At 54.9% G+C, this 24,154-nt stretch carries 15 protein-coding genes and 2 tRNA genes; 10 read left to right on the top strand and 7 right to left on the bottom strand.

All coding sequences use genetic code 11. The annotated features are described in order from the left end of the window. The first annotated feature begins 308 nt into the window (after nucleotides 1-308). Nucleotides 309-1,223, top strand: a complete 915-nt coding sequence (locus PN477_RS04085) for a TIGR04168 family protein (protein ID WP_272121428.1) — start codon at nucleotides 309-311, stop codon at nucleotides 1,221-1,223. A gap of 13 nt (nucleotides 1,224-1,236) precedes the next feature. Continuing rightward, a tRNA-Ser gene (locus PN477_RS04080) sits at nucleotides 1,237-1,321 on the top strand. Between the two features lie 428 nt (nucleotides 1,322-1,749). Here the strand turns inward: PN477_RS04080 and trpA are convergent. The 3 genes from trpA to PN477_RS04065 form a co-directional block, all read right to left on the bottom strand. Beyond that, nucleotides 1,750-2,544 carry a tryptophan synthase subunit alpha gene (gene trpA, locus PN477_RS04075; RefSeq protein WP_272121426.1) on the bottom strand — a complete coding sequence of 265 codons (795 nt, stop codon included), beginning with the start codon at nucleotides 2,542-2,544 and terminating at the stop codon, nucleotides 1,750-1,752. A gap of 82 nt (nucleotides 2,545-2,626) precedes the next feature. Further along, nucleotides 2,627-2,699 (bottom strand) — tRNA-Ala (locus PN477_RS04070). A gap of 36 nt (nucleotides 2,700-2,735) precedes the next feature. Next, the gene (locus tag PN477_RS04065; protein WP_272121425.1) at nucleotides 2,736-3,455 is read right to left on the bottom strand and encodes an HAD family hydrolase; all 720 of its coding nucleotides are present in this window, start codon (nucleotides 3,453-3,455) and stop codon (nucleotides 2,736-2,738) included. A 124-nt stretch (nucleotides 3,456-3,579) separates the two neighbouring features. Here PN477_RS04065 and PN477_RS04060 point away from each other — a divergent pair, with 124 nt between their 5' ends. Together PN477_RS04060 and PN477_RS04055 are read left to right on the top strand one after the other, a co-directional pair. Continuing rightward, complete coding sequence (locus tag PN477_RS04060; protein ID WP_272121422.1) at nucleotides 3,580-5,868, top strand: heavy metal translocating P-type ATPase; 2,289 nt, start codon at nucleotides 3,580-3,582, stop codon at nucleotides 5,866-5,868. Nucleotides 5,869-6,433: 565 nt separating this feature from the next. Beyond that, nucleotides 6,434-9,256: a sensor domain-containing diguanylate cyclase gene (locus PN477_RS04055; protein WP_272121419.1), complete on the top strand. Its 2,823-nt coding sequence runs from the start codon at nucleotides 6,434-6,436 to the stop codon at nucleotides 9,254-9,256. On the opposite strand, the gene PN477_RS04050 is transcribed toward PN477_RS04055, so the two are convergent. Beyond that, nucleotides 9,253-10,020: an HAD family hydrolase gene (locus PN477_RS04050; protein ID WP_272121417.1), complete on the bottom strand. Its 768-nt coding sequence runs from the start codon at nucleotides 10,018-10,020 to the stop codon at nucleotides 9,253-9,255. The two genes, PN477_RS04055 and PN477_RS04050, sit on opposite strands and share 4 nt — an antisense overlap. A gap of 38 nt (nucleotides 10,021-10,058) precedes the next feature. Continuing rightward, complete coding sequence (locus PN477_RS04045) at nucleotides 10,059-10,955, bottom strand: Npun_R2479 family HD domain-containing metalloprotein (protein WP_272121415.1); 897 nt, start codon at nucleotides 10,953-10,955, stop codon at nucleotides 10,059-10,061. 525 nt (nucleotides 10,956-11,480) lie between these two features. On the opposite strand from PN477_RS04045, the gene PN477_RS04040 reads away from it, so the two are divergent. The 3 genes from PN477_RS04040 (at nucleotide 11,481) to PN477_RS04030 (ending at nucleotide 17,210) form a co-directional block, all read left to right on the top strand. Further along, nucleotides 11,481-14,912, top strand: coding sequence for a GAF domain-containing protein (locus PN477_RS04040; RefSeq protein ID WP_272121413.1), 3,432 nt, complete (start codon nucleotides 11,481-11,483; stop codon nucleotides 14,910-14,912). A 327-nt stretch (nucleotides 14,913-15,239) separates the two neighbouring features. Further along, entirely contained in the window at nucleotides 15,240-15,989 is a 750-nt protein-coding gene (locus tag PN477_RS04035) for a response regulator transcription factor (protein WP_072622293.1), read from the top strand. A 6-nt stretch (nucleotides 15,990-15,995) separates the two neighbouring features. Further along, on the top strand, nucleotides 15,996-17,210 hold the full coding sequence (locus tag PN477_RS04030) for a glycosyltransferase (RefSeq protein ID WP_272121411.1): 1,215 nt from the start codon (nucleotides 15,996-15,998) through the stop codon (nucleotides 17,208-17,210). 76 nt (nucleotides 17,211-17,286) lie between these two features. Here the strand turns inward: PN477_RS04030 and PN477_RS04025 are convergent, their stop codons facing one another. After that, entirely contained in the window at nucleotides 17,287-17,694 is a 408-nt protein-coding gene (locus PN477_RS04025; protein WP_272121409.1) for a Fur family transcriptional regulator, read from the bottom strand. A gap of 115 nt (nucleotides 17,695-17,809) precedes the next feature. Between PN477_RS04025 and purS the strand changes: the two genes are divergently transcribed. Both purS and purQ read left to right on the top strand, forming a co-directional pair. After that, nucleotides 17,810-18,073, top strand: a complete 264-nt coding sequence (purS, locus tag PN477_RS04020; RefSeq protein WP_272121407.1) for a phosphoribosylformylglycinamidine synthase subunit PurS — start codon at nucleotides 17,810-17,812, stop codon at nucleotides 18,071-18,073. A 170-nt stretch (nucleotides 18,074-18,243) separates the two neighbouring features. Next, entirely contained in the window at nucleotides 18,244-18,927 is a 684-nt protein-coding gene (purQ, locus tag PN477_RS04015; protein WP_272121405.1) for a phosphoribosylformylglycinamidine synthase subunit PurQ, read from the top strand. A gap of 199 nt (nucleotides 18,928-19,126) precedes the next feature. On the opposite strand, the gene PN477_RS04010 is transcribed toward purQ, so the two are convergent. Next, nucleotides 19,127-23,149, bottom strand: coding sequence for an EAL domain-containing protein (locus tag PN477_RS04010; RefSeq protein ID WP_272121403.1), 4,023 nt, complete (start codon nucleotides 23,147-23,149; stop codon nucleotides 19,127-19,129). Nucleotides 23,150-23,602: 453 nt separating this feature from the next. Here PN477_RS04010 and PN477_RS04005 point away from each other — a divergent pair, with 453 nt between their 5' ends. Next, the gene (locus tag PN477_RS04005) at nucleotides 23,603-23,917 is read left to right on the top strand and encodes a PepSY domain-containing protein (protein ID WP_272121400.1); all 315 of its coding nucleotides are present in this window, start codon (nucleotides 23,603-23,605) and stop codon (nucleotides 23,915-23,917) included. Nucleotides 23,918-24,154 lie beyond the last annotated feature (237 nt).

Raw genomic sequence — 24,154 nt, 5'->3', positions numbered from 1 at the left:
CTAGCCCCCCTTAAAAAGGGGGGAACGAAAAAAAGTCCCCCTTTTTAAGGGGGTTTTAGGGGGATCAAACGCAGACGAGGCCAACATTTGAACGTTATGTATAAGCAGTAGCCCTAGGGGAGAGGGCTAGGGTGAGGGCTTTCCGGGATCTGGCTAATTTTGTCAGTCAACCAGGTCGCGATCGCTGATTTTTGGTGCTCTGAACAGGAGAGACAGCGCCCGCGCCCCTCCGGCTTCCCCTGTATCCGTTCAAACTTCAGGGAGCAGCCACAGTAAAATATGGATCTGTCCTTCTACCGTATTGAGCCATGATCCCCTCCACTCCCCTGAAGCTTGCGATCGTTGGTGATGTGCATGATCAATGGTCAGCGGCGGATAATGCGGCCGTGGTGGCGCTGGGGGTGGATTTGGTGTTGTTTGTGGGGGATTTTGGTAATGAGGCGGTGGATGTCGTGCGCTGTGTGAGTGAATTGTCCGTGCCCTATGCGGTCATTCTCGGCAATCATGATGCTTGGTATACTGCGTCAGCCTGGGGACGAAAAAAAGCCCCCTATAATCACGCCCTTGAAGATCGGGTGCAGGAGCAGTTGACGCTGTTGGGGGATGCCCATGTGGGCTATGGGGTGCGGGATTTTCCGGCGTTGAATCTGTCGGTGGTGGGGGGGCGGCCCTTTAGCTGGGGCGGGGATCACTGGCTGAATCCGGAGTTTTATCAGGAGCGGTATGGGATTGATGGGTTCGCAGCATCGAGTCGGGCGATCTGTGCAGCGGTGGAGCGGGCCCAATGTGACCGAATTATTTTTCTCGCCCACAATGGCCCAACGGGGCTAGGCAATCAAGCAGAATCGATCTGTGGCCGGGATTGGAAGCCGATTGGCAGTGATTTTGGTGATCCGGATTTGGCTGAAGCGATCGCATTCGCCCGCGCCCAGGGCAAACCAATCCCCCTCGTGACCTTTGGCCACATGCACCACACCCTCCGGCATCGACGCGATCGCCTCCGCGACATCACCCAAACCGCAGCCGAAACCCTTTACCTCAACGCGGCCCGTGTGCCCCGCATCATCAACACCGGCCATGAACAACAGCGTAATTTTTCCCTCGTCACCCTCACGGCGGGCCAAGTCACCGCCGCGCATCTCGTCTGGGTCGATGAACAGGCGCAGATTCACCACCAAGAACCCCTCTACCCCACTCCGCAAACCGTCCAAGGCTTGCTATGATATTAAACACCTTGGAGAGGTGGCAGAGTGGTCGAATGCGCTCGACTTGAAATCGAGTGTAGCGTGAGCTACCGTGGGTTCGAATCCCACCCTCTCCGTTTTTGGGCGTATGGTTGACTTGGCGGTTGTGGGCTACTGGCGATCGCCCCACTGTCATGGCACAGATTGATTGGTGGGTTATGGCGGATCGCTGAATTGCAGTGATAGCGCGAGTTTAAGCCGCCTAACCCACCCCACTGTCGTGGCACAGATTGATTGGTGGGTTACGGCGGATCGCTGAATTGCAATGATAGCGCGAGTTTAAGCCGCCTAACCCACCCCACTGTCGTGGCACAGATTGATTGGTGGGTTACGGCGGATCGCTGAATTGCAGTGATAGCGAGAGTTTAAGCCGCCTAACCCACCCTACTGTCGTGGCACAGATTGATTGGTGGGTTACGGCGGATCGCTGAATTGCAGTGATAGCGAGAGTTTAAGCCGCCTAACCCACCCTACGCTAAACGACTATTTTAGCTGTGTCGTGACTCTATGCTAACGCCGCTTTCAAACTGCGGCAAAAGGTATCGATCGCGGCGAGTCCTTCCGCTGGAGTCCCTTCGGCCAAACGCTTCACGACGGCACTGCCCACAATCACCGCATTCGCGCCCCAGTCTTTTAACTGCTTGGCGTGTTCCGGTTGAGAGACACCGAAGCCAACGCCGACGGGCTTTTGGGTGCTCTTTTGCAGTTGGGGGAGGAGGTCTTGGACGCGAGAGGCGATTTCAGTGCGAGCGCCGGTAACGCCGGTGACGCTGACGAGGTAGATGAAGCCTTGGGATTTTTGGGCGATCGCATCAATGCGTTCCGTGGGGCTGGTGGGGGCCACGAGGAGGATCACTTCAATGCCGTGGGCGGTGGCACTTTCGAGGACTGCGGTGGATTCTTCAAGGGGTAAATCTGGGATCACCAGCCCTTTCACCCCCGCCTCGGCAATCTGCGCCATGAACACATCCACACCCCGAAAATAGATCGGGTTGTAGTAGGTGAAGAGAATGATCGGGGCGGTGAGTTCAGCATGGAGCGATCGCACCATATCTAGCACCTTTTGCAGCGTCACGCCCCGTTGTAATGCCCGCGTCGCCGCCGCTTGAATCGTCGGCCCATCGGCGAGGGGGTCAGAATAGGGCACACCCAATTCAATCAAATCTGCACCGGCCGCATCAAGCACCCTTAAGGCCTGGGCCGTGGTTTCTAAATCCGGATCACCCGCCGTAATGAAGGGAATTAAGGCGCATTGATTATTTTCTTTCAGGGTTTGGAAGCGCTCAGAAACCGAGGTCATGCAACGTTTAGGGAAGGGATAACTTGGACTCTTGATTGTACCATTTTCCCTGCCTGGCTTCCCTGGCTCTGGGCTGAATGAATGGAGGATAGGGGAGTCGAACCCCTGACCTCTGCGGTGCGATCGCAGCGCTCTACCAACTGAGCTAACCCCCCGTCGGTGAATGATCATACCATTCTCACCCTCAATCTTCAAACCGAAACGGCCGCATCCTGTTGGGCAACCACCCTTTCCACCCGCTCTAGTTCCAACTCGGTGAATTTATCCACCGTCCAGTTGGCTTGACGCTGCAACATGTGAAACGGGTAAGTATGGGCAATGCCCACCACCTGGATACCCGCCGCCTTAGCCGCCGTAATGCCCACGAGACTGTCTTCAATGGCGAGACAACGCTGGGGTTCGATCTGGAGTTGGGGGTATTGCTGTTGAGCGCGTTCCACGGCCAGATAATAGCCGGCGGGGTCGGGTTTACTCGTGGCGCAATCGTCCTCAGTGACGATGATGCTGAAATATTGGGCAAGCTGCGATCGCGTCAACACCAGATCCACCGCTGCCCGGTCTGTTTCCGTCACCAACCCCAAGACTAAATCTATACTGTGGAGTTTTTTAATAAACGTTTCAACGCCCGGATAGAGGGGCAAAGTATCGAGGGCGGCGAGGCGATCGCAATACCCCTGCGCCTTCTGGGTCATTAACTGTTGCAAATAGTCATCGGACACCACCCGCCCCCGTTGCCGCAGTAAATCCCGCAGACAGGTGCGATCGCTGCGTCCCAAGCAAAACCGTTGATAATCCACAAGATCCGGCCGCAAATTTTCCGCCAGCAAAATCTGTTGAATCAACTCCCCATGGATTGCCTCATCATTAATAATCGTGCCATTGAAATCAAAGAAAACAGCTTTCAGCGTCATGGCTGGTGCAAGAAACAAAAATCACTCTCCATTCTACGGGAGGGGGCAAGATACTGACCCTCCCCCCTTGACTCTCTAGCGCACTGGAGAGTTTAGGCTTAAAAAAATCCAGATCACCAGCACCATGAAACAGCACACTCTTCACCTCAATGGCATGAGTTGCGCAGCCTGCGCCCGCGCCATTGAACGGGTCATCTCTAACGTTGAGGGGGTGAGCGATTGCACCGTCAATTTTGGCGCGGAACTGGCCCGCGTGCATTACAATCCCGACACCACCGGCCTAGAGCAGATCCAAGCTGCCGTACAGCGAGCGGGCTATGATGCAACCCCCCTCAATTCATCCCGGCAATCCTCCGAGGCGATGGATGCAGCCCAAGCCGAGCAGGCCCAACAACTCCGACGCAAGCTGATCCTCGGAGGGGTGGTGAGTGGGATTTTAATGGTGGGAGGATTGCCGATGATGACAGGGCTACACCTGCCCTTTTGGCCGATGTGGCTGCATCATCCTTGGTTCCAGTTGATCCTCACGACTCCTGTGATGGTCTGGGTGGGACAGTCTTTCTTTAAGGGAGCGTGGACGGCGTTGCGCCAGGGTCGAGCGGACATGAATACCTTAGTGGCGTTGGGCACAGGGGCAGCCTATGGGTATTCGCTGTTTCCGACGATCGCACCCCAATGGTTTACCGCCCAAGGGTTAACGCCCGATGTCTATTACGAAACCGCCGCCGTGGTGATTACCCTGATTTTGCTCGGTCGCGCCCTCGAACACCGCGCCAAGGGGAAAACCTCCGCCGCGATTCGGAAATTGATGGGATTGCAGGCGAAAACGGCGCGGGTGATTCGGGATGGGGAAGCGCGGGATATTGCGATCGCCGCCGTGGAAGTGGGCGATATTGTCCTCGTGCGGCCAGGGGAGAAAATCCCCGTTGATGGTGTGGTAACTCAGGGAAAATCCACCGTTGATGAAGCCATGGTTACCGGGGAAAGTTTACCCGTGGAAAAACACCCCGGCGATGAAGTGATCGGCGCAACGATCAATAAAACCGGCAGTTTTCAATTTGAAGCGCAGCGGGTGGGCGATGAAACGGTACTGGCGCAAATTGTCCAACTGGTGCAGCAGGCCCAAGGCTCCAAAGCCCCGATTCAACAACTAGCGGATCAGGTGACGGGATGGTTTGTGCCGGTGGTGTTGGGGATTGCCCTGCTCACCTTCGGCCTCTGGTATGGCCTGACAGGGAATCTATCCCTGGCGTTGATTACCACCGTTGGGGTCTTGGTGATTGCCTGCCCCTGCGCCCTTGGTCTGGCGACTCCGACCTCGGTGATGGTGGGCACGGGCAAAGGGGCAGAGTTGGGAATTCTGATCAAAGGGGCGGATAGTTTAGAACTGGCGCACCACGTCCGCACGATTGTGCTCGATAAAACCGGAACATTAACCGCCGGTCAGCCCTCGGTGACGAACTACGCCACCGTCAAGGGCACGGCAGAGGGGCAGGAACTGCGTCTGTTGGCCCAGATGGCGGCGGTGGAAGCCCAATCAGAACATCCCCTCGCGGCGGCGGTGGTGGACTATGCCCAGCGTCAAGGGGCGGGGGATTTACCAGCGGTGACGGAGTTTGACGCGATCGCAGGCTGTGGCGTGATGGGTCAGATCAACGGCCAAACCCTGCGGATCGGCACGGGGCGCTGGTTGACTGACTTAGGCCTAGACTGCGATCGCCCCCAACTCAACGGCCAACCCCTCGCTGACCTCGCCCACCGTTGGGAACAAGCGGCCAAAACCGTTGTTTGGGTCGCCCAGGATCAGGAGATTCTCGCCATTGTTGCGATCGCCGATGCCCTCAAACCCTCCTCGGCCCAAGTGGTAAAACGCCTCAAGCGCATGGGATTACAGGTTGTCCTCCTCACCGGCGACAACCAAAAAACCGCCGAAGCGATCGCCGCTGAAGTGGGCATTGATCGCAGCTTTGCCCAAGTACGCCCCGACCAAAAAGCCAAAATCATCCAGCAACTCCAACAGGAAAAATCCAGCCGGAAATCGGCGGCGATCGTCGCCATGGTGGGCGATGGCATCAACGACGCGCCCGCCCTCGCCCAAGCCGATGTGGGGATTGCGATCGGCACCGGAACCGATGTCGCCATGGCCGCCTCTGATATCACCCTCATCTCCGGCGATCTGCAAGGCATCATCACCGCCATTCAACTCAGCCACGCCACCCTCCGCAACATCCGCAGCAACCTCTTTTTTGCCTTTATCTATAATGTGGTCAGCATTCCCATTGCCGCTGGGGCACTCTATCCCCTCACCGGTTGGCTCCTCAGCCCCATGGTGGCCGGGGCAGCGATGGCCATGAGTTCTGTTTCCGTGGTACTCAATGCCCTACGATTGCGGCGTTTTCAAGTCAAGGCCTAGTGAATAGAACGTGACTGGAAATCGGTTTGAATGGGCCTCGCTCGTCATTCAAACCGATTTTCTCATCTTGAATTTTTTAAATCAAAAAAATGTAAAAAAATGCAAAATACCTGATCTTCAATGACGCTGAGAACCTAGGGCAAGCACCAGGTGAGAGGGTGAGCGATCGCATTGCAATCGCTTTAGACTGGCTCCGTATTGATTGAAAATGTTACGAGTCACAACTAATTTCATCGGATGAGATGAAAACAGTGGACAATAGGGTGGTGGGGTGTAGCTGCATTGCATCCGGTAGATAGTCGCGTAGAGTATGGTCACTCTGTCCCTTGGGAGTATTGGCATTGTATAGTCTGCCATTAAACATCAATCAATCCATAAATACACAGCTATAAATAGGGTGTTAGTCGTCCAAAAAGATAACCTTTTTTAAGTCTTGAATCTTCAAGGTTATTATACTTTTTTTGACACCATGAATTATTGTTTTTGGCTCATTTTGTCGTGGTTGGATTACATTCCGATCAAAAAACAAGGGTCTCTTTTTTTAATTACTAATTTGGTTCCATGGATGCCAATCCATAGGGTGTGGATTTTTAGTGGCTTGTCTTTGGCTAGTGTGGTGTTATTTTTGATCGTTTGGGGATGGTATAGGTACAGCAATGAAGTTTCTAAACGATGGTTTGACGGTCTACCTGATCGGCGCGATCGCATCATCGCTGACCGATTACCAGAGGAACTGATTATCATTGATGAGATGGGGACGATTCAATTCATCAATAAAGCGGCACAAAGAAAATCAAAATTGGCATTCCAGGAAAAAACTCAGCATTATCAAGCCATTGTAGAAACAGCGGCAGAGGGGATCTGGCTCATTGATATGAATAACCGAACATTATTTGTGAATCAACGGATGGCGGAAATGTTGGGCTATGACATTGAAGCGGTGCTGGGGCGATCAATTTTTGAGTTTATGGATGAGGAAGGAAAGGCGATCGCTCACAAACAATTACAAAATAGTCGTTTAGAGCAATTAGATCAGTGTGATTTGAGGTTCCAATGTCGGGATGGTTCTGCCCTCTGGGTGATTATTTCCACCACGCCTGCCTATGATGCCAGTGATCACTATGTCGGAGCCGTGAGTCTGATGACGGACATTACGGAGCGAAAGCAGGCAGAAGCGATTCTGCAAGATAATGAGGAGCGGTTTCGCGCGATTTTTGAACAGTCGGGGGTGGGAATGGCAATTTTCACCCTGGAAGGGCATTTTTTCCGCGTCAATCAGAAGCTTTGTGATCTATTGGGCTACAACCGGATTGAGTTATTGATCCAACGTTATGAAGATTTGCTGCTCCCGGAGGATCGCCTCGAAACGCAGCGCTTAAGCCAGCGGTTATCGGATGGAATGGAGTCTTCCTACTGTCGTCCTCAACGGTATCGGTGCTCTGATGGCCGGTGGTTATGGGGAGCAACAACGGTTTCCTTGATTCGCGATCGCGACAATGTGCCGAAGTATTTTGTGGGCGTGATTGAAGACATCAGTGCGCAAAAGGCGGCATTACAGGAACGAGAGGCGGCGGAAGAGTCCCTGCGAGCGTTGTTAAATGCAATCCAAAAAAGTGCGTTTTTACTGGACACCAAGGGGATGGTGCTCCAGGCGAATCAGGCGATCGCCAGTCGCCTAGATGTGCCGCTCCAAGACTTTGTCCAGAGTCACTTTACAACCCACGTTCCCCCCGACTGGGCTGAACTCTACCGTCGCCACATGGACACCGTACTCCGCACGGGCCAGCCCAGTGCATTTGTTCACCAGACCCAAGACCGCTATTTTGAGAATGTGATGTATCCCATTTGCGATCGCGACAACACCGTGACGCGCTTAGCGGTCTTCTCCCTTGACCTCACCGACGAAAAACGCACCGAAGCCCAGCTTCGCGAACAGCAGCACTTCATCGAAAAAATCGCCAACTCCAGCCCCAATATCCTCTACGTCTACGACCTGATTGAGCAATGCAATGTCTACAGCAATAATCAAATGGGGGCGATGCTCGGCTATAGCATCCAGGATTTAGCCACCATGGGGTTTAATTTGCTCCGTAACATCATCCATCCCGAAGACTTCAGCCGCTATCAGCACCACGTCAGCACCTTTAATCATGCCGATGATGGTGAAGTATTGGAATGTGAATATCGGGCCCGCCATGCCGACGGCAACTGGCATTGGCTCAGTAGTCGAGATACATTATTTCGCCGTACCCCCGATGGCCGACCCCACCAAATCATCGGCACTGCCACAGATATCACCGAACGGAAACAGGCCGAAAACGCGATCAAACAAGCTAACGCCCAACTCACTGAGCAACTCGCCGAACTCGAACTCCGTCACCAAGAAATGGTGTTGCTGGGTAAGATGAACAGTTTTCTGCAAGTCTGCCGGAGCATGGCCGAAGCCTATGATGTGATCGCAGATCTATTACAGCCTCTGTTTCCCCAATGCGGGGGGGCTGTGTTTCGCCACGATCCATCCACGCAATCCCTGATCCAGGTGACGAGTTGGGGGGAGCCGAGCACCAGCCAGACTCAGTTTCCCGTGCAGTATTGTTGGGCATTGCGATGCAGTCAACCCCACTGGGCGATTGGCGATCGCAATGGCGTATTTTGTGATCATGTTTCCCTCTCCTACCGAGCATCCCGCGCAACCTTGTGCTTGCCGATGTTGGCCCAAGGCGAGATTTTGGGCTTGTTGTATTTGAATAGTGATCAACCGGAGACGCTGAATGAGGCCAAACGACAATTGGCGCGCACGGTGGCCGAGCACCTATCGTTGGCGCTGGCGAGTTTAGAACTGCGCGAAACGTTGAAAACCCAGAGCATTCATGATCCGTTGATGGGACTCTACAATCGCCGCTATATGGAAGAGGCGCTGCACCAAGAACTCCAAAAGGCAAAACAGGATCAGCAGTGCTTAACGGTGGTGATGCTTGATGTGGATCATTTTAAGCAGTTTAATGACACCTTTGGCCATGATGCGGGGGATGTGGTGTTGCGGGAGTTGGGTCAGGTGTTGCAGCAGAATTTGCGAGAGTCTGATGTGCCCTGTCGGTATGGGGGGGAAGAGGTGGTGTTGATTTTGCCGAAGTTGGGGGGAGCGATCGCCTACGAACGGATGGAAATGATCCGGCATCGGGTCAAAGAACTCCGGGTCAAATCCCAAGATCAACTGTTGAAGTCGATTACCGTTTCCATTGGCATTGCGGAATTTCCACACCATGGGGCTACGGAGTTTGACCTCTTACAAGCGGCGGATGCGGCGTTGTACGCGGCGAAGGAAGGGGGGCGTGATTGTACTGTGGTGGCGACGGTGACGGCCAAGCCTGCGGTGCTCCGTTCTTAGCACCATTGGGAGATGTCTTGATGAAACTGATCGAGGGAGAGGAGTCGGAAGCGATCGTGGTGTTGGGCCGTCTCTCGCATGGCTGCGGTGTTGTAGCCCCAGTCGGCGAGGAAAAGTTTAACGATGCGCAGATCCGGTTGGTCAGCGATATTTTCTAGGGTACTGAGGCGGTCTTCAATAAACCAGGCTTGGGGGGTTTGAAAGAGCAATTGGCGTAGGGAGTCGGCTTTGGGGCGTTTGACTTCTTTGCCGAAAATATGGGCGCGGGGAAAGTTGAGGCCCTGTTGCCGGAGGAGTTGGTCAATGAAGCGGCCTTCTTTGGTGCTGATGATCCACAGTTCCGGGGTGTCGGCGGCGAGCCAGGTGCGCAGACGATCGAGAACACCGGGATAGAAGCGGTGGAGAGCGAGCCAGCCGTCTAGATCCGTTTGAATCCATTGGTCGCGGACGTGATCGACGACGGTGGCAAGATGGATACGATCGCACTCTTCGGCCTTGACAATTTCATTGCGAATCGGGGCCCAATGGTCAGCGATCGCGTCACCGGAAACCCCCGTCACCAATGCTCGCAACAGCACCGGCATTTCCCAGCCACTTTCAATCACCGGGCGGAGGCGACAAAATTCTGCTTCCCAGGGGGATAAATCGAGGCTTTTCCCCCAGAGAACGGAATAGGCCCGACAGGTGGTTTGAAAATATTCGAGTAACCCATCACAGATGACCCCATCAAAATCAAGTGCGAGGAGTGGTAAGTCTGGAGCCATGGGTTCAGGGTGAGGGCCGACATCGGCAGCAACCTGGACTAGGCTGAAAGAGCCGTAGAGGGCGATCGCTGCCCGCCGAGGTGCTCCGCCTGTTGCTGCATTGCCTTCGAGTGTAACTCATGCTCTACTAAAAAAATATTCCCATAGAGATTGGCCACCACCTGCTTACCCCCTTGGGTCACACAGAGATACTTCAGCCCATCCTGAATATAGGGCGCAACCACCGTCCAGAAAAACCCCGGCACACCGTCCCGCAAATCCCCCGGATGCTGATACCCCAATTGTTGATTGGTGCCATTTTCGGCAAATTCTTGAAACAGAGCGGGCAGTTTATCCAAATAGCGCGGGTCTGCCAATTGCCCTAGGAGATCTGCCGCTCGGATTAACCCCGGATAGCCATGGGTGTCATCGTAACGAGTTCCGGATGGAACGGGAAAACGGGTCAGTTCGATGCCATCTTGGACACGCTTCACATCGATCAAAGCGTGATCACTAAACTGCTCAGCCACAAAGCGTTGACCCCGATCCACATGGTAGGGGGTGAGGCTCGCGTCGGTTTGGTCTGGGGTGAGGGTGACCATGCGGCTACCCACGCCCGTGGTGTAGAGGTGGTATTGGGGGCGATCGCCGTGACAGATCCCTTTTAAATAGCCCACATCATGGCAGAGCAAGGCGAGGAGGCCGTGAAACCAGTCCTCCGGAGTCACGCCACCATCCTGCTGTTGCTTGCCCCGCAGGATTTCTTGGCCCGTTAAGGTCACCAGGATCGTATGCTCCACGTCATGGTATGCTGCATCACTGGCCGCGATCGCCGTCAGCACCGTTGTGGCCACATCGCCCAACACCTCACCATATTCCGGGTGAATCTGCTCGTAGGTTTGGGCATAGCCCCGCCGCAACTGTTGACGACAATATTGAATTTCACGATCAACCATCTTGAACACCATGCGTTCCCTGAGATCCACCTTAGACACCAGTTGCCTCTGATCGGGCAAGGGGGATGGTTCAGAGACAAGACCCTTGACCCAGAACAAAACCGAAGGCAAGCGGTTATGGCGCGATCGCACCATCCCAGGGTCTGCTGATCCTCATTTCACCCCAACTGCTCCAGTATCCCCTAAAAAACCAGCGGAAATCAGTCCGTATTTTTACTTAATTCCTCGATAATAGAACCGCAGAATGGCCAGCCGTTTTATTCTCTCATCCAGCCAAAAACAACCGAGCGGTGGGACTGTCCCGCTCTGAGATCGTCCCACCCCCGGATCACCTAGGGGCCTGGTCACCATCCCCTCAAATTTAAAGACCAAGGGATAATGCAGTTGAGCCGGATGGAGCACAGATTGCAATCCCTGGCACAGTCCTCAATCCGCTCGACACCGTAGCATGGAATGTATCAATCCAAGCCAAACTTTGACAAGATCACCCTAAAGCATGACTGAATGCTTGGATCACCGATGACCATGTCTTCTCCTCTATCGCCTTATCTCTACACGGTTGGTGGCCCCCTCCAGCCCAATGCTCCCAGCTATGTCGTCCGCCCCGTTGATCATGAGTTGGAAATGGCTCTCACGGGCGAGGGCTGCTGTGGGGTGTTTGCCCCTGGTCAGACGGGCAAAACGAGCCTGCGATTGCGGGTGATGGATCGCCTTCAGCGGGAGGGCTATGCCTGTGTGGCGTTGGAGTTGATGAAGATGGGCTGTGAGGATAGCACGTCCCAACAGTGGTATGGGGGAATCATGCAGCAGTTGGTGCGGCAGTTGGGGGTGGAGATGTCGTTGGGGGCGTGGTTGCGCGATCGCGCCTTTCTCTCGCCGGTACAGCAATTCAGCGAACTCCTCGAAACCCTGATTTTCCCAACCCTTCAGGCCCCGATCGTGCTGTTGATTGATGATGTGGAGCGTTTGGGGACACTTCAGTTTAGTCCTAATGACTTTTTTGCGGTGTTGCGGGGCTGCTGGGAGTCCGGAACGATTCGGGTGGCCCTGTTTGGGGATACCCTCGCCCCAGAATTGTTAGATCGATCCGGTCGCGCCCTCCTCACTCAATGCGGCTCTCGGCTCACCCCCGGTGGCTTTGCCCTGGCCGCCACTCAACCCCTCTGGCAGGGGCTGCGGGAGCATCTGCCCGATCCGGAGGCGATGATGGCGTTGATTTTGGACTGGACGGGGGGACAACCGTTTTTAACCCAAAAACTCTGTGCGCTGATTGTCCAAGCCCCCCAAGCGCCTCCGGCGGATGGACAAGGGGCATGGCTGACGCAGTTGATCACAACGCAACTGCTCGACCCGTGGGAAAGCTACGATGAGCCGCCCCATCTGCGGTTGATCTGCGATCGCCTCTTGGCCCCTGGCCCTAACCTGTTGCCGCGTTTACAGGGGTATCAGGCCGTGGTGACGGGCCAAGGGGACGCGGTGGAGCGGAGCGCGGTGCAGCAGGAGTTGCAGACGATGGGGTTGATTCGGGTCGAGTCGGGGCGGGCGCGGGTGGCGAACCGGATTTATCAGGCGGTGTTTTCGGCGGTGTGGGTACAGGATGCGATCGCCACCCTCCAGCCCGATTTTATCAACCTGGTGCTGGAGCAAGAACACAAATTACTCACCGTTTTGAAGGGGCAGACCGGCCAGGATTTTGAAGATCTGTTGGGGTCGATTTTGGGAACTTTAATTCTCAACCTGGGGGAAATGCTGGCGGCGGATCATGTCAACTTGTTTTTTTTGAATCAGGAGACCGATGAACTCTGGTCGATCTTGACCCAAACCACGGTCAGCCACAGCACCAAGATTCAACTTTTTGCCGAGACTGCCACACCAGAGCGCGTCATGATCTATAAAAAGGCGGTGCATGTGTCGAGAACCACGGCCAACGATTGGGGGGTGATTGTGGCCAATGTTCAATCCCAAACGGCGCTGTTTCGCAATGAATTGACGCTGCCGTTACGGGATGAGACGGGGGAAATTGTCGCCTTTATTCAGGTGATGAATAAGCTCAAAGTCCCCTCCCGTCCAGAGTTACCCCTTGTAGAACGCATTGACCTCAATGGGTTTACCGAACGCGATCGCGATCGCCTCAACGCCGCCGCCCCCGCCCTCCATCGGATGCTCAAGCGTTGCCAAGACTGCTACAGCTTCACCCAGCGCCTCCATATTTCTGAAGCGATCGCCGAAGCCACCCGCACCGTCGCCCACAGCAGCCTCAACACCCAAGACATCATCCGCCGCGTCATGGCCGCCGCCAAACGCCTCATGAACGCCGATCGCAGCACCCTTTGGCTCCTTGATGACCGTAACGACCAACTTTGGACAGAAATTCCCTTTAGTGATGGTTCCGTCCACACGATCCGCATCCCCGTCAGCCAAGGCTTTGCTGGGCAAGTCGCCGCCACCGGGCAACCCCTCAACATTCCCTACGACCTCTACGACCATCCCGACTCCATCATCGCCCAGCAAACCGACCAACAGACCGGTTATCGCACCTGTAGCCTCCTCTGCCTGCCGGTGTGGAGTCCCGACGGGGAATTATTGGGCGTGACTCAATTGGTGAATAAACGCCGCCCCGGAGCGCAGGAACCCTACGACGCGAGTAGCTGGCCCGCTGCCCCCTACGCCTTCCAAGCCAGTTTCGATCGCAACAGTCAACAATACCTCAAGATTTTTAATACCCAAGTGGGGATCGCTCTCCACAATGCCCGACAACTCGAACAGGTGCAACGCCAAGCCCAACCGCGTTCCGACAATGCGGTGCGCCAAACCCTCGACCTCCTCAATCAAGTCATGGACGGCAATGGCTTTGATGATATTCTCGATACCACCTTGCGATCGATTACGCTGCGGGTGGGACGGGCGTTAAATGCCGATCGCACCACCATTTTTTTGCTTGATGAAGAAAATCAGGAATTTTGGTCAATCTTGGCGGAGGCGGACGGCACCAATGATTTAGAAATTCGGATTCCGGCGGATCAGGGCATTGTGGGGGAAACGGCGCGGTGTCGTCAGATTTTGAATATTCCCTACGATTTTTATGATGATCCCCGGTCGGCGATCGCCCAAGTCCAGGATCGCAAAAATAACTATCGCACCTATACCCTCGTGGCCGTTCCCTTACTCAACGAACAAGGCAACCTGATCGCCGTCGTCCAATGCCTCAACAAACTCCAACGCTTCCACGATCGCACCGCCCCCCTCGCCCAACGCATTGACCCCGCCGGCTTCACCGCCGCCGACATCACCCGCTTTTTAGACAACACCCCCCTGATGCGGATGATCCTCGAAAGTTTCCGCGCCTACCACCGCACCGCCAAGCAACAACGCATCGCCGCCGCCCTCATGGCCGCCACCCGCTCCGTCTCCCAAGGCAAACTCACCATTGACGGCGTGATTCACCAAGTCATGACCGCGGCCCAAGATCTGCTCAATGCCGATCGCAGCACCCTATGGCTCCTCGACCGCGATCGCCAAGAACTCTGGACAAAAATCACCTCGATCAACGGCACAACCCGCGAACTCCGTCTCAAACTCGGCGAAGGCTACGCGGGCTGGGTCGCCCAACATACCCTACCGATCAATATTCCCTACGACCTCTACGATCACCCCCAATCCGCCACCGCCAAAACCATCGATCGCTGTACCGGCTATCGCACCTGTAGCCTCCTCTGTCTGCCGGTGTGGAATCCCCAAGGCGAACTGATTGCCGTGACGCAACTCGTCAATAAAATTCGCCCCAACCTCCACCGGCAGGAACCCACCCCCCCCAACGGCATCCCGGACTATCTCCACACCGGCTTTGATGCCCATGACCAACGCTATATGCAGGTGTTCAATCGACAGGTGGGCGTGATTTTGGACAATGCCGAACGCTTAACCGCGCAGCGCGATCGCACCCCCCAACCGCGTTAAACCCCACCGCTGCCCGCCACCTTGCCCCAATTATCAACATTTGTTAACTTAGCAAGGGAGGCCGATCCCGCCCCAATCGCCCTCAACTGCGATCGCCCCCGTCCAGAGCAACCCCATCCCCTCTCGCTCTGACTCTGCCTCTCATTGCTCCGCCGCGATGCGATCGCCCCCGTCACCCCTCTTCACCCCCCACCCCCGATCCTCGCCCCGAATCACGATCCCCACCGAGGGAAGATGCAAAATTAGCGCGTATAATCAAAACATCGTTCATTTATTGCTACAGTTCGTAGCAATCTGTAATGAATCGTGTTGACATTCCTGTAGGTCATGCCCCGAATATTGGTCATTGATGATGATCCCGCAATCTCAGAACTCGTCTCCATCAATCTGGAGATGGCTGGTTATGATGTCAATCTAGCCAGTGATGGCATCAAAGGCCAGGCCCTCGCAGTCCAACTCCAACCGGATTTGATCCTGCTTGACCTGATGCTTCCCAAAGTCGATGGCTTTACCATCTGTCAACGCCTACGACGGGATGCTCGCACCACCGATATCCCAGTTTTGATGTTGACAGCCCTCGATCAAACCCAAGATAAAGTCGGCGGCTTTAACGCTGGAGCCGATGACTATCTCACGAAACCCTTTGAGCTTGAAGAAATGTTGGCGCGAGTGCGGGCCTTATTGCGCCGCACCGATCGCATTCCCCAAGCCGCCAAGCATTCCGAAATTCTCAACTATGGCCCGTTAACCCTGATTCCGGAACGGTTTGAGGCCATTTGGTTTAACAAAACCGTTAAACTCACCCACCTTGAATTTGAATTGCTTCACTGTCTGCTGCAACGCCACGGGCAAACCGTATCACCGAGCGAAATTCTCAAAGAAGTCTGGGGCTACGATCCCGATGATGACATTGAGACGATTCGGGTGCATATCCGGCATTTGCGCACCAAAATTGAACCTGACCCCCGGCATCCCTGCTACATCAAAACCGTTTATGGTGCGGGCTACTGTTTGGAATTGCCCAGTAGTGAAAACACAATTCCCGATCCCGACCCGGATTCTGCTGCAACGTCCTAGGCTGTCATGAGGCGTTATTACCTGTTCTACGTGCGAGAGACTCTACCGATGTCGGGGGCGTATCTCGTGCAGATGGTTCATCTTGCCAATGCGGCGGCGAATCTGGGTTATCGGGCGGTGTTGGTGTACCCACGCCCCACCCGGCGCTTTTGGCGTTGGGTGGCCGGATTTCACCCCCAAGCGGCGGCGGCGGATCTGCGGGCCTATTATCAATTGCAAGCCGACTTACAAACGGCAGAGTTGGCTGTGCCGAGGGGGGGCGATCGCCTCCCCGGCCTCCTTGGCAAACTCACCAACCGCAGCACCGTCGTCTGTAAATACCATCTCCCCCTGCATCTGCGCCAGCAGACGGGCTTGGTGCATAGTCGCGATTGGAATTTTGTCAAAGCCGCGATTCAGCAAGGCATTCCCGCCATCTATGAGCGCGACCACTGCGAAACAAAACGCTACGAGCCGGAGATCGTCGAGAGTCCCCTCCTCCATGCCACGGTGACCGTGGCGACTCCGGTGCGAGACAATTTAATCGCCAATGGGATGCCCCCGGATAAAATTCGCCAATTTCATAATGGGTTTAACCGGGGTTTTTACGAACGACACCCCGACCAGGCCCAGGAGTGGCGCGATCGCCTCCTCTCCCCCGGTCAATCCCTCGTTGTCTATGCCGGTGCTCTCGAACCCTTCAAAGGCATTGATATCATCCTCGACATTGCCCCCCAGTTTCCCGATGTTCAATTCGCCCTGGCCGGTGGCCCCTCCCCTCAGATCGCCCATTACGAAGCCGAACTCAAAACCCGCCACCTCACCAACGTCTCCCTCCTCGGCTACCTCAGCCACGATCGCCTCGCCCCCCTGCTCCAAGCCGCCGATATTCTGGTCTATCCCCACCATACGGGCAACGCGGCCAACTTCACCTCCCCGATGAAACTCTTTGACTACATCGCCGCCGGGCGTAACATCATCTCCACCACCATCCCGCCCCTGCGCGAATTCCAAACCTCCCCCTTAATCACCGCTTGGGCCGAACCCGACAACCCCCAAGACTTCGCCCTTCAACTCCGCAAAACCCTGACGACCCAACCCGCCTGGACTCCCCAAGGACTCTACCCCTGGAACGCGGTGCAGTCCTATTCCTGGGAAGCCCGCATTGAAAAAACCCTCCACGGCCTTGATCCGCACATTCTCCACGGATTACGCCGCCCATCCTCACTAACGTGCGGTTGACGGTACTCGTGGGGGATGGGCATCGCTAGTTTGTCTCAGTTCCATGGGTTCCGGGCAACCGAATCACGCGAGGCTGTTAAACCGGTGCGATCGCCGCTTCTTCCTCCTGCCCCTGACAGTCGGCACAGAGGCCGAAAAATTCCAGGGTGTGATAATACACCTTGAACTGATGAGAGGCTTGTAATTGGTGTTCGAGTTCATGCACCGGGCATTCCGCAATGGGAATCGAGCGGCCACAATTGAGGCAGGTGAGATGGTGCTGATCCTGTTGGACGGGACTATAGAGGGATTCGCCATTGGTGAGGGTGCGCACTTTCACCAAGCCATCTAGCTTGAGGCCTTCGAGGGCGCGGTATACCGTCGCGAGTCCCATGTTTTGCTGGGTTTGGCGCAGTTCAAGATAGAGGTCTTGGGCGGAAATGGCGCGGTGGAGGGTTTTCAGGAGACAGAGAATTTTTTCTTGGGAACGGGTGCGGGTCTTCATGCGCTGCGGTTCAGCTTGCTCGGATGCCCTTTAGTATACGAGAAAGCTGAATCGCTCGGAGCGAATCTTCCCGTACCCGATAGAATGGGGGATGTGCTGTTTTGGTGGGAGTTCCATGGCTCATTTTCAAGCTCGAATTTATGTGACGTTACGCCCTTCGGTGCTTGATCCGGCGGGAGTGGCGGTCTGTTCTGGACTGCATCAACTGGGGTATGAGGCGGTGGAGTCGGTGCGAATTGGTAAATATATTGAAGTGGCCCTCGATGCGGCGGATCAAGGGGACGCTGAAACCCAATTGGATCAGATGTGCGATCGCCTTTTGGCCAACCCGGTGATTGAAAACTATCGCTTTGAACTCAACGAACTCGCGTCAACCTAGTACAGAGTCAAGACTTACTATTCAGATTGTCTTGAATGTCCAACGCTTAACGTGACGGTGCGTTACGCTTCGCTAACAGCACCCTACAAACATCCTAATTCTTGGCATTGACGCTGCACTAGGCCGCCTCACTCTTTTCGATTCCGCTTTTGTAGGTTGAAACAAAAATCATGAAATTTGGCATTGTTGTGTTTCCGGGTTCTAACTGCGATCGCGATGTGGCCTATGTCACTCGTGATGTAATCGGCCAACCGACGCGGATGATTTGGCATCAAGACACGGATTTGAGTGATCTTGATGTGGTGATCGTGCCGGGGGGGTTTAGCTACGGGGATTACCTCCGCTGTGGCGCGATCGCTCGTTTTTCGCCGGTGATGAATAGCGTCATCAACCATGCCCAACAGGGTAAATGGGTGCTGGGCATCTGTAACGGCTTCCAAATTTTGACCGAAGTGGGCTTGCTGCCCGGTGCGCTGACTCGGAATCGGGATTTGCATTTTATCTGCGATCGCGTCCCCCTCAAAATCACCCCCCATCGCACCCCCTGGACGAGCCAATACGACCCCGACCAAGTGATCACCCTCCCCATCGCCCACGGGGAAGGCCGCTATCACGCCGATGCCGACACCCTCAAAGCCCTCGCCGACCACGACCAAATCCTTTTCCGCTACTGTGATCACGAGGGCGCGATCGACGATACCACCAACCCCAACGGCTCCGCCAGCAACATCGCCGGCATCACCAACCCCCAGGGCAACATCCTCGGCATGATGCCCCACCCCGAACGCGCCGCCGATCCTGTCCTGAATGCCACCGATGGCCTGGGTTTATTTAAAAGTCTGCTCGCGGCCTAGGGCAGCGTCAAGACTTAATCTTCGGATCATCTTGAATGTCCAACGCTCAATGTGACTGGAGTGGGAGCGTCTCGCTCCCTAGCTGTTTAGTCTCGCTCCCTAGCTGTTCAGTCTCGCTCCCTAGCAACCCACCGATTAACGTATATCGCTTGCGGGCGGGTTCTAGAGGCGATCGCCCTCGGTGACGTTGGCTTGGGGGTTAAAGATTTTTCTGTAAAAAGGTTTCGGCATCGGTGGCGGGCATGGGGCGGGCGAAATAATAGCCCTGGCCGAAGTCACAGCCCCAGCGTTTGAGATAGGCCACCTGCATCGGGGCATCGATCCCTTCCGCCACCACATCCATGCCGAGGATATGGGCAAGGTTGATGATCGCTTGGACAATTTCGGAGTCTTCACCGTCGGCTTTGATCCGCATCACAAAGGAGCGGTCAATTTTGAGGGTATTGACGGGAAATTGATCGAGATAACTCAAGGAAGAGTAGCCCGTGCCGAAGTCATCAATGCCGAGGAGGATTTGGCGCGATCGCAACTTCATCAGCACCTCTTTCGCTTCCGTGGCATTGTCCATCAGCATACTTTCGGTGATTTCGAGCTTGAGGTGCTTGCTCGCCAGCCCCGTTTTTTCAAGAATATAGTCAATCATATCGACGAGGTCGAGTTCTCCCATCTGCCGCCCGGACAGGTTGACATTCATCACTAAATTTTTGGCGGCGGGGTAGTATTGCTGCCATTGGGCGAGTTGACTGGTGGCGGCTTGGAGCATCCACCAACCCATGGGAATGATCAGCCCCGTTTCTTCCGCGATGGGGATGAAGTGGATGGGGGACACCAGGCCCTTGTCGGGATGCTGCCAGCGAATCAAGGCTTCAAAACCGCTGATTTTGCCGGAATGTAGATTCATGATCGGTTGATAATACGCCACAAACTCTTGCCGTTCGACGGCGCGACGCAGGTCGGTTTCCAATTCCAAGCGGGCAAGGGCGCGTTGGTGCATGGCGGTGTGGAAAACGGCGTAGCGTCCTTTGCCGAGGGCTTTGGCGCGATACATGGCGGTGTCGGCATCCCGCAGCAGGTCTTCGGGATAGTTGTAATGGATGCTGTCTTGGGGGGTGTCGGGGAGTTGGCTGAAGGCGATGCCGATGCTGGTTTCGGCGAATACGTCGTAGCCTTGGATGTGGAAGGAGGTGCGGAGGGCGGAATGGATGCAATCGGCAATAGTGAGGGCTTCTTGGCGATCGCTGATTTCTTCGAGCAAGATCGTGAATTCATCCCCCCCAAGCCGGGCGAGGGTATCACTGGGGCGTAGATAGTCTTCGAGGCGGCGGGCGATCGCAATCAGCAAATCATCCCCCACCGTATGGCCCAAACTATCATTGACCACCTTAAACGAATCAATATCCAAGAACAGCACCGCGAACAGGTAGCCCCCCCGCCGTCGCGCCCGCCGGATCGTATGCCAGAGCCGATCCATAAATAGCGCCCGGTTCGGCAGTTCCGTCAAGGAGTCATAAAAGGCATTGCGCCGCAGTTGCGCCTCGGCCATGCGCCGCTCGGTGATGTCGCTACTAATGCCATCAATGCGCACCGGTTGCTCCTGCTCGTCGTACACCAGCCGACTCCGACACAGCAGCCACCGCAGTTCACCGTTGGGGCGCACAATCCGATATTCGCATTCTCCGACCCCGGTGGAGTTGAGGAGGTGGAGGTGTTGGGTGAAGCGGGTTTGGTCTTCGCCGTGGATCAGGGTGAGCCAGAGGCGGGGCGTGGAGAAGAGTTCGGGGAGCGATCGCCCAAACACCACCGCCGCCGCTGGGTTGAAATAAATCGGGGCAAAGGTGTGGGGTTCTGCCGACCACACCACATCTTCAATGGAGCCGAGAATCCCCTCAAGGCGTTTTTCACTGGCGAGCAGGGCTTCTTCGGCCCATTTGCGATCGCTAATATCCACCACCTGCCCCACCTCATGGCTCGGTTGCCCTTCATCGTCATAGACCATCACCACCCGCACCAGCGTATGCACCACCATATTCTGCTGAGAAATAAACCGTTTCTCGATCTGAAACTGATCAATTTCCCCTAAGAGCAATTGTTGGTTAATCGCCAAATCCGCCGCATGATCATCGGGGTGAGTCAGTTCACTGAGATGCAGTTGTTGTAACTGTTCAGCACCGTAGCCCAGCACCGCACAAAGTGCCGGATTGACCTGTTGGAAACGGCCATCCATACCACAGAGGAAAATCCCGATCGGGGCGAGTTCAAACAACAGCCGAAACTGTTCTTCACTTTGGCGCAGGGCGATTTCCGCCTGGTATTGTTCCGTAATATCGGTAATCGACAGCACCGCAGCGGTAATGTTGCCGTAGGCATCACAGAGGGGCGCACCGTTAATCGAGAGATATTGGCGATCGCCCCTCTCCGTCACCACCGTATGGTGCAGATCAAACACCGGATGCCCCTCTGTCAAAATCGGGGTCACCGGCAGCGCATACCGCTCAATAATCAACCGATTCCCAGGGCGGTCATGGGGATCGGCACAGCGCCCATCTGGGGTGGATGTTTCAGGAATTTCGGGGGTGGAATCCAACCCCAGAATCGCCTCCGCCCGTTCATTGGCAAAGGTTAATTCTCCTTCCTTATTAAGCACAATAATCGCCGCAATACTGGTTTGGAGAATGCCATTCAGTAAATCCCGTTCATTGCGTAGGGTTTCTTCAAATTGTTTGCGCTCGGTAATATCAGTTTGAACTTCAATGAAATGGGTGAGGGCATTGTGTTGATCGTGAACCGGCGCGAGGTTTAATTCCATCCAAAACGGCTTGCCATCTTTGCGATAGTAGCGGAGTGTGCCGTGGAAGCTATGGCCTTGGAACCGAGCCAGGTTAATCGCTTGGAGGGTTTTAGGTGTCGTGCCACTGCCGTAGAGAAGGCTAACACTTTGACCGACCACCTCATCGGCTTGATAGCCGGTAATTTGCTCAAAGCCACTGTTGGCGTAGAGAATCGGTTGACCGGGGGCGATCGCATCACTGATCACAATGCTGTTTTGGCTCGAATCAATCGCCCGCTTCATCAGGTTTAATTGTTCCGCCTGGCGATCGCGCTTAATCGCCGTCGTCAAAATATGGCTCACCGCCTGAAGAAACTGAGCATCATCCTCATCAAACTCCCGGAAGCGATCCGTATAAATCCCCAACACCCCATAGGGCGACCCTTCCCCATCAATCACCACCGACACACTACTAATCACCCGATGATTATGGAGCAGCGGCGCTCCCCGAAATCGTGACTCCACCCGTAGATCCTTCACAATCACCGGCTCGCCCCGTTCCAGGGTGTAACCCGATTGCGACGCGGTCGAAGCAGACACCGTGAGTTGACCAATGAGATTTTTTTTCCACCCCACCCCCGTTTGCAACAGCAAGGCATGGCCATTGGCCAAATATTCAAAAATCGCACAATATTTAACGCGCAACGTCCGCGACACCAGGCGCACGGTCTCCTGCATCAAGCTGGCCAAATTCGGGGTCGTGAGTCCCAGTTGACCCAGTTCGGCCAAGGTGGACTGTTGGCGGAGACGGAGTTTGAGTTGGATTTCGCTGCGGTATTGGGTCGTGATGTCTTCCGTGAGTACCATCACCCAATTGGGGGGAATAAAAAGGTAGCGGAGTTGGAGATGGATATCAAGGCTGGCAAAATGAAACGATCGCGTCGTCGGGGTTTTCGTCAGCAAGCATTCCGCCAAATCCTGATGGACAAACAGATAGTCCGAGAGGATCTCGGTGGCTCGCTTTCCCATATTGTTAAGCACCTCCCCGTCGGTAAACGCGATCGCCGCCTCATTACACCCGACAAACAGAAAATCATCCCCCGTATAGCGCCAGGTACAAACCGGAATCGGGAGCTTTTCATACTGCCGCCGAAACTGAATTTCCCGCTCTTGCACTTCTTGGAGCAATGCCGCATAGGCCGTCACTTCCGCCGTGAGTTCGGCGCGGAGATCCTGCGAGTCCTGTTGGACTGTTTGGAGGGATTGATCGCGGATCTGTTGATGGTGTTCGAGTTCTGTCCATTGTTGCCACCAATGCCGAGCGATCGCCCCCATCCCCACCCACAAGATCGCACTAAAACTCACCACCCCCCGCACCGGCAGCGGCATTGGCTCCAGCCAGACCATCCCACAGCCCACCAGCGTCACACCCACACCCAGCCACCATAACCCCATCACCCCACGGCTCATGAGAGCAGAGGAGTGCGACACTGGCAAATCCGCAGGAGCGAGAGGAGACGGTAAACGTGGTTGTGAGGATGATGTCTGTTTCATGGTGCGCATCCCAGGGGCAGTCAGCAAACGCAAAACAATACATTTGTATTTTTCTAATGGACACTGTGACTATTGATCTCTAAAGTCTTTCGCGGTGCTGCCTACCCTTGATTGTGAAGTAAGGCATTCTGCCCACAGTACGGTGAAATCCTGCCTTTGTATTGAAATGCTGCGTGATTTACTACGGCTGTTCCACCCGATTACAGTGTCAGTGGGGTCGTGCTTGGACGGCGATCGCACCCTTCACCATAACTGTTTAATGATTCCCCATACGTCCTACCCTCTAGTTTCCTACACTCCCCACCTCCATGCCATTAAATTAAATTAACGAAGATTCTTTTGTACAGATAACCCATGGTTTTTCGACGGACTGTTCGCAACGCCCATCGTACCCTTGCCCCGATTATCCTAATTCCCTTTCTGATCACCGCCATCAGCGGCATTTGTTACCGCCTCGGCAAAAGTTGGTTTGGCCTCTCCCGTGACCAAGTCCATTTTCTGATGGTGATTCATGAAGGCGAATACCTCGGCAAATTTTTAGAGCCTATTTATGTGCTTCTCAACGGCATGGGTCTGTTATTCATGGTTGGCACTGGTATCGTCATGGTGTGGTCAAGCCTCAAACCCAAAGCCCCCAAAACCGCCGACCCCGAAGCCCGTGAAGATTGACCCCTAGCGTAATGGCATATCTAAAATAATTCCTTAGAGTAGGGTGGGTTAGGCAGCCAAAATTCAGACTATACCTGTATTCGACAATCCGCCGTAACCCACCGATTAACGTGTGTCGTGATACTAATGTCGTGGCACATCTTAAGTTATGCCAATGGCTGCGATCGCTGAAATATCCATGCTTGGTGCGTTACGCTGCGCTAACAGCACCCTACTTAATGCCTTACTTTAGCCGTG

The organism is Spirulina subsalsa CS-330, assembly GCF_028330765.1.
Lineage (GTDB): Bacteria > Cyanobacteriota > Cyanobacteriia > Cyanobacteriales > Spirulinaceae > Spirulina > Spirulina subsalsa_A.
The sequence above is the reverse complement of the archived record's forward strand: the minus strand, read 5'-3'. Positions and strand labels throughout refer to the sequence as shown.

Coding starts and splice junctions, on each gene's coding strand:
- PN477_RS04085 (WP_272121428.1), top strand. CDS start 309: ATGATCCCCTCCACTCCCCTGAAGCTTGCGATCGTTGGTGATGTGCAT.
- trpA (WP_272121426.1), bottom strand. CDS start 2,544: ATGACCTCGGTTTCTGAGCGCTTCCAAACCCTGAAAGAAAATAATCAA.
- PN477_RS04065 (WP_272121425.1), bottom strand. CDS start 3,455: ATGACGCTGAAAGCTGTTTTCTTTGATTTCAATGGCACGATTATTAAT.
- PN477_RS04060 (WP_272121422.1), top strand. CDS start 3,580: ATGAAACAGCACACTCTTCACCTCAATGGCATGAGTTGCGCAGCCTGC.
- PN477_RS04055 (WP_272121419.1), top strand. CDS start 6,434: ATGCCAATCCATAGGGTGTGGATTTTTAGTGGCTTGTCTTTGGCTAGT.
- PN477_RS04050 (WP_272121417.1), bottom strand. CDS start 10,020: ATGGCTCCAGACTTACCACTCCTCGCACTTGATTTTGATGGGGTCATC.
- PN477_RS04045 (WP_272121415.1), bottom strand. CDS start 10,955: ATGGTTGATCGTGAAATTCAATATTGTCGTCAACAGTTGCGGCGGGGC.
- PN477_RS04040 (WP_272121413.1), top strand. CDS start 11,481: ATGTCTTCTCCTCTATCGCCTTATCTCTACACGGTTGGTGGCCCCCTC.
- PN477_RS04035 (WP_072622293.1), top strand. CDS start 15,240: ATGCCCCGAATATTGGTCATTGATGATGATCCCGCAATCTCAGAACTC.
- PN477_RS04030 (WP_272121411.1), top strand. CDS start 15,996: ATGAGGCGTTATTACCTGTTCTACGTGCGAGAGACTCTACCGATGTCG.
- PN477_RS04025 (WP_272121409.1), bottom strand. CDS start 17,694: ATGAAGACCCGCACCCGTTCCCAAGAAAAAATTCTCTGTCTCCTGAAA.
- purS (WP_272121407.1), top strand. CDS start 17,810: ATGGCTCATTTTCAAGCTCGAATTTATGTGACGTTACGCCCTTCGGTG.
- purQ (WP_272121405.1), top strand. CDS start 18,244: ATGAAATTTGGCATTGTTGTGTTTCCGGGTTCTAACTGCGATCGCGAT.
- PN477_RS04010 (WP_272121403.1), bottom strand. CDS start 23,149: ATGGGGTTATGGTGGCTGGGTGTGGGTGTGACGCTGGTGGGCTGTGGG.
- PN477_RS04005 (WP_272121400.1), top strand. CDS start 23,603: ATGGTTTTTCGACGGACTGTTCGCAACGCCCATCGTACCCTTGCCCCG.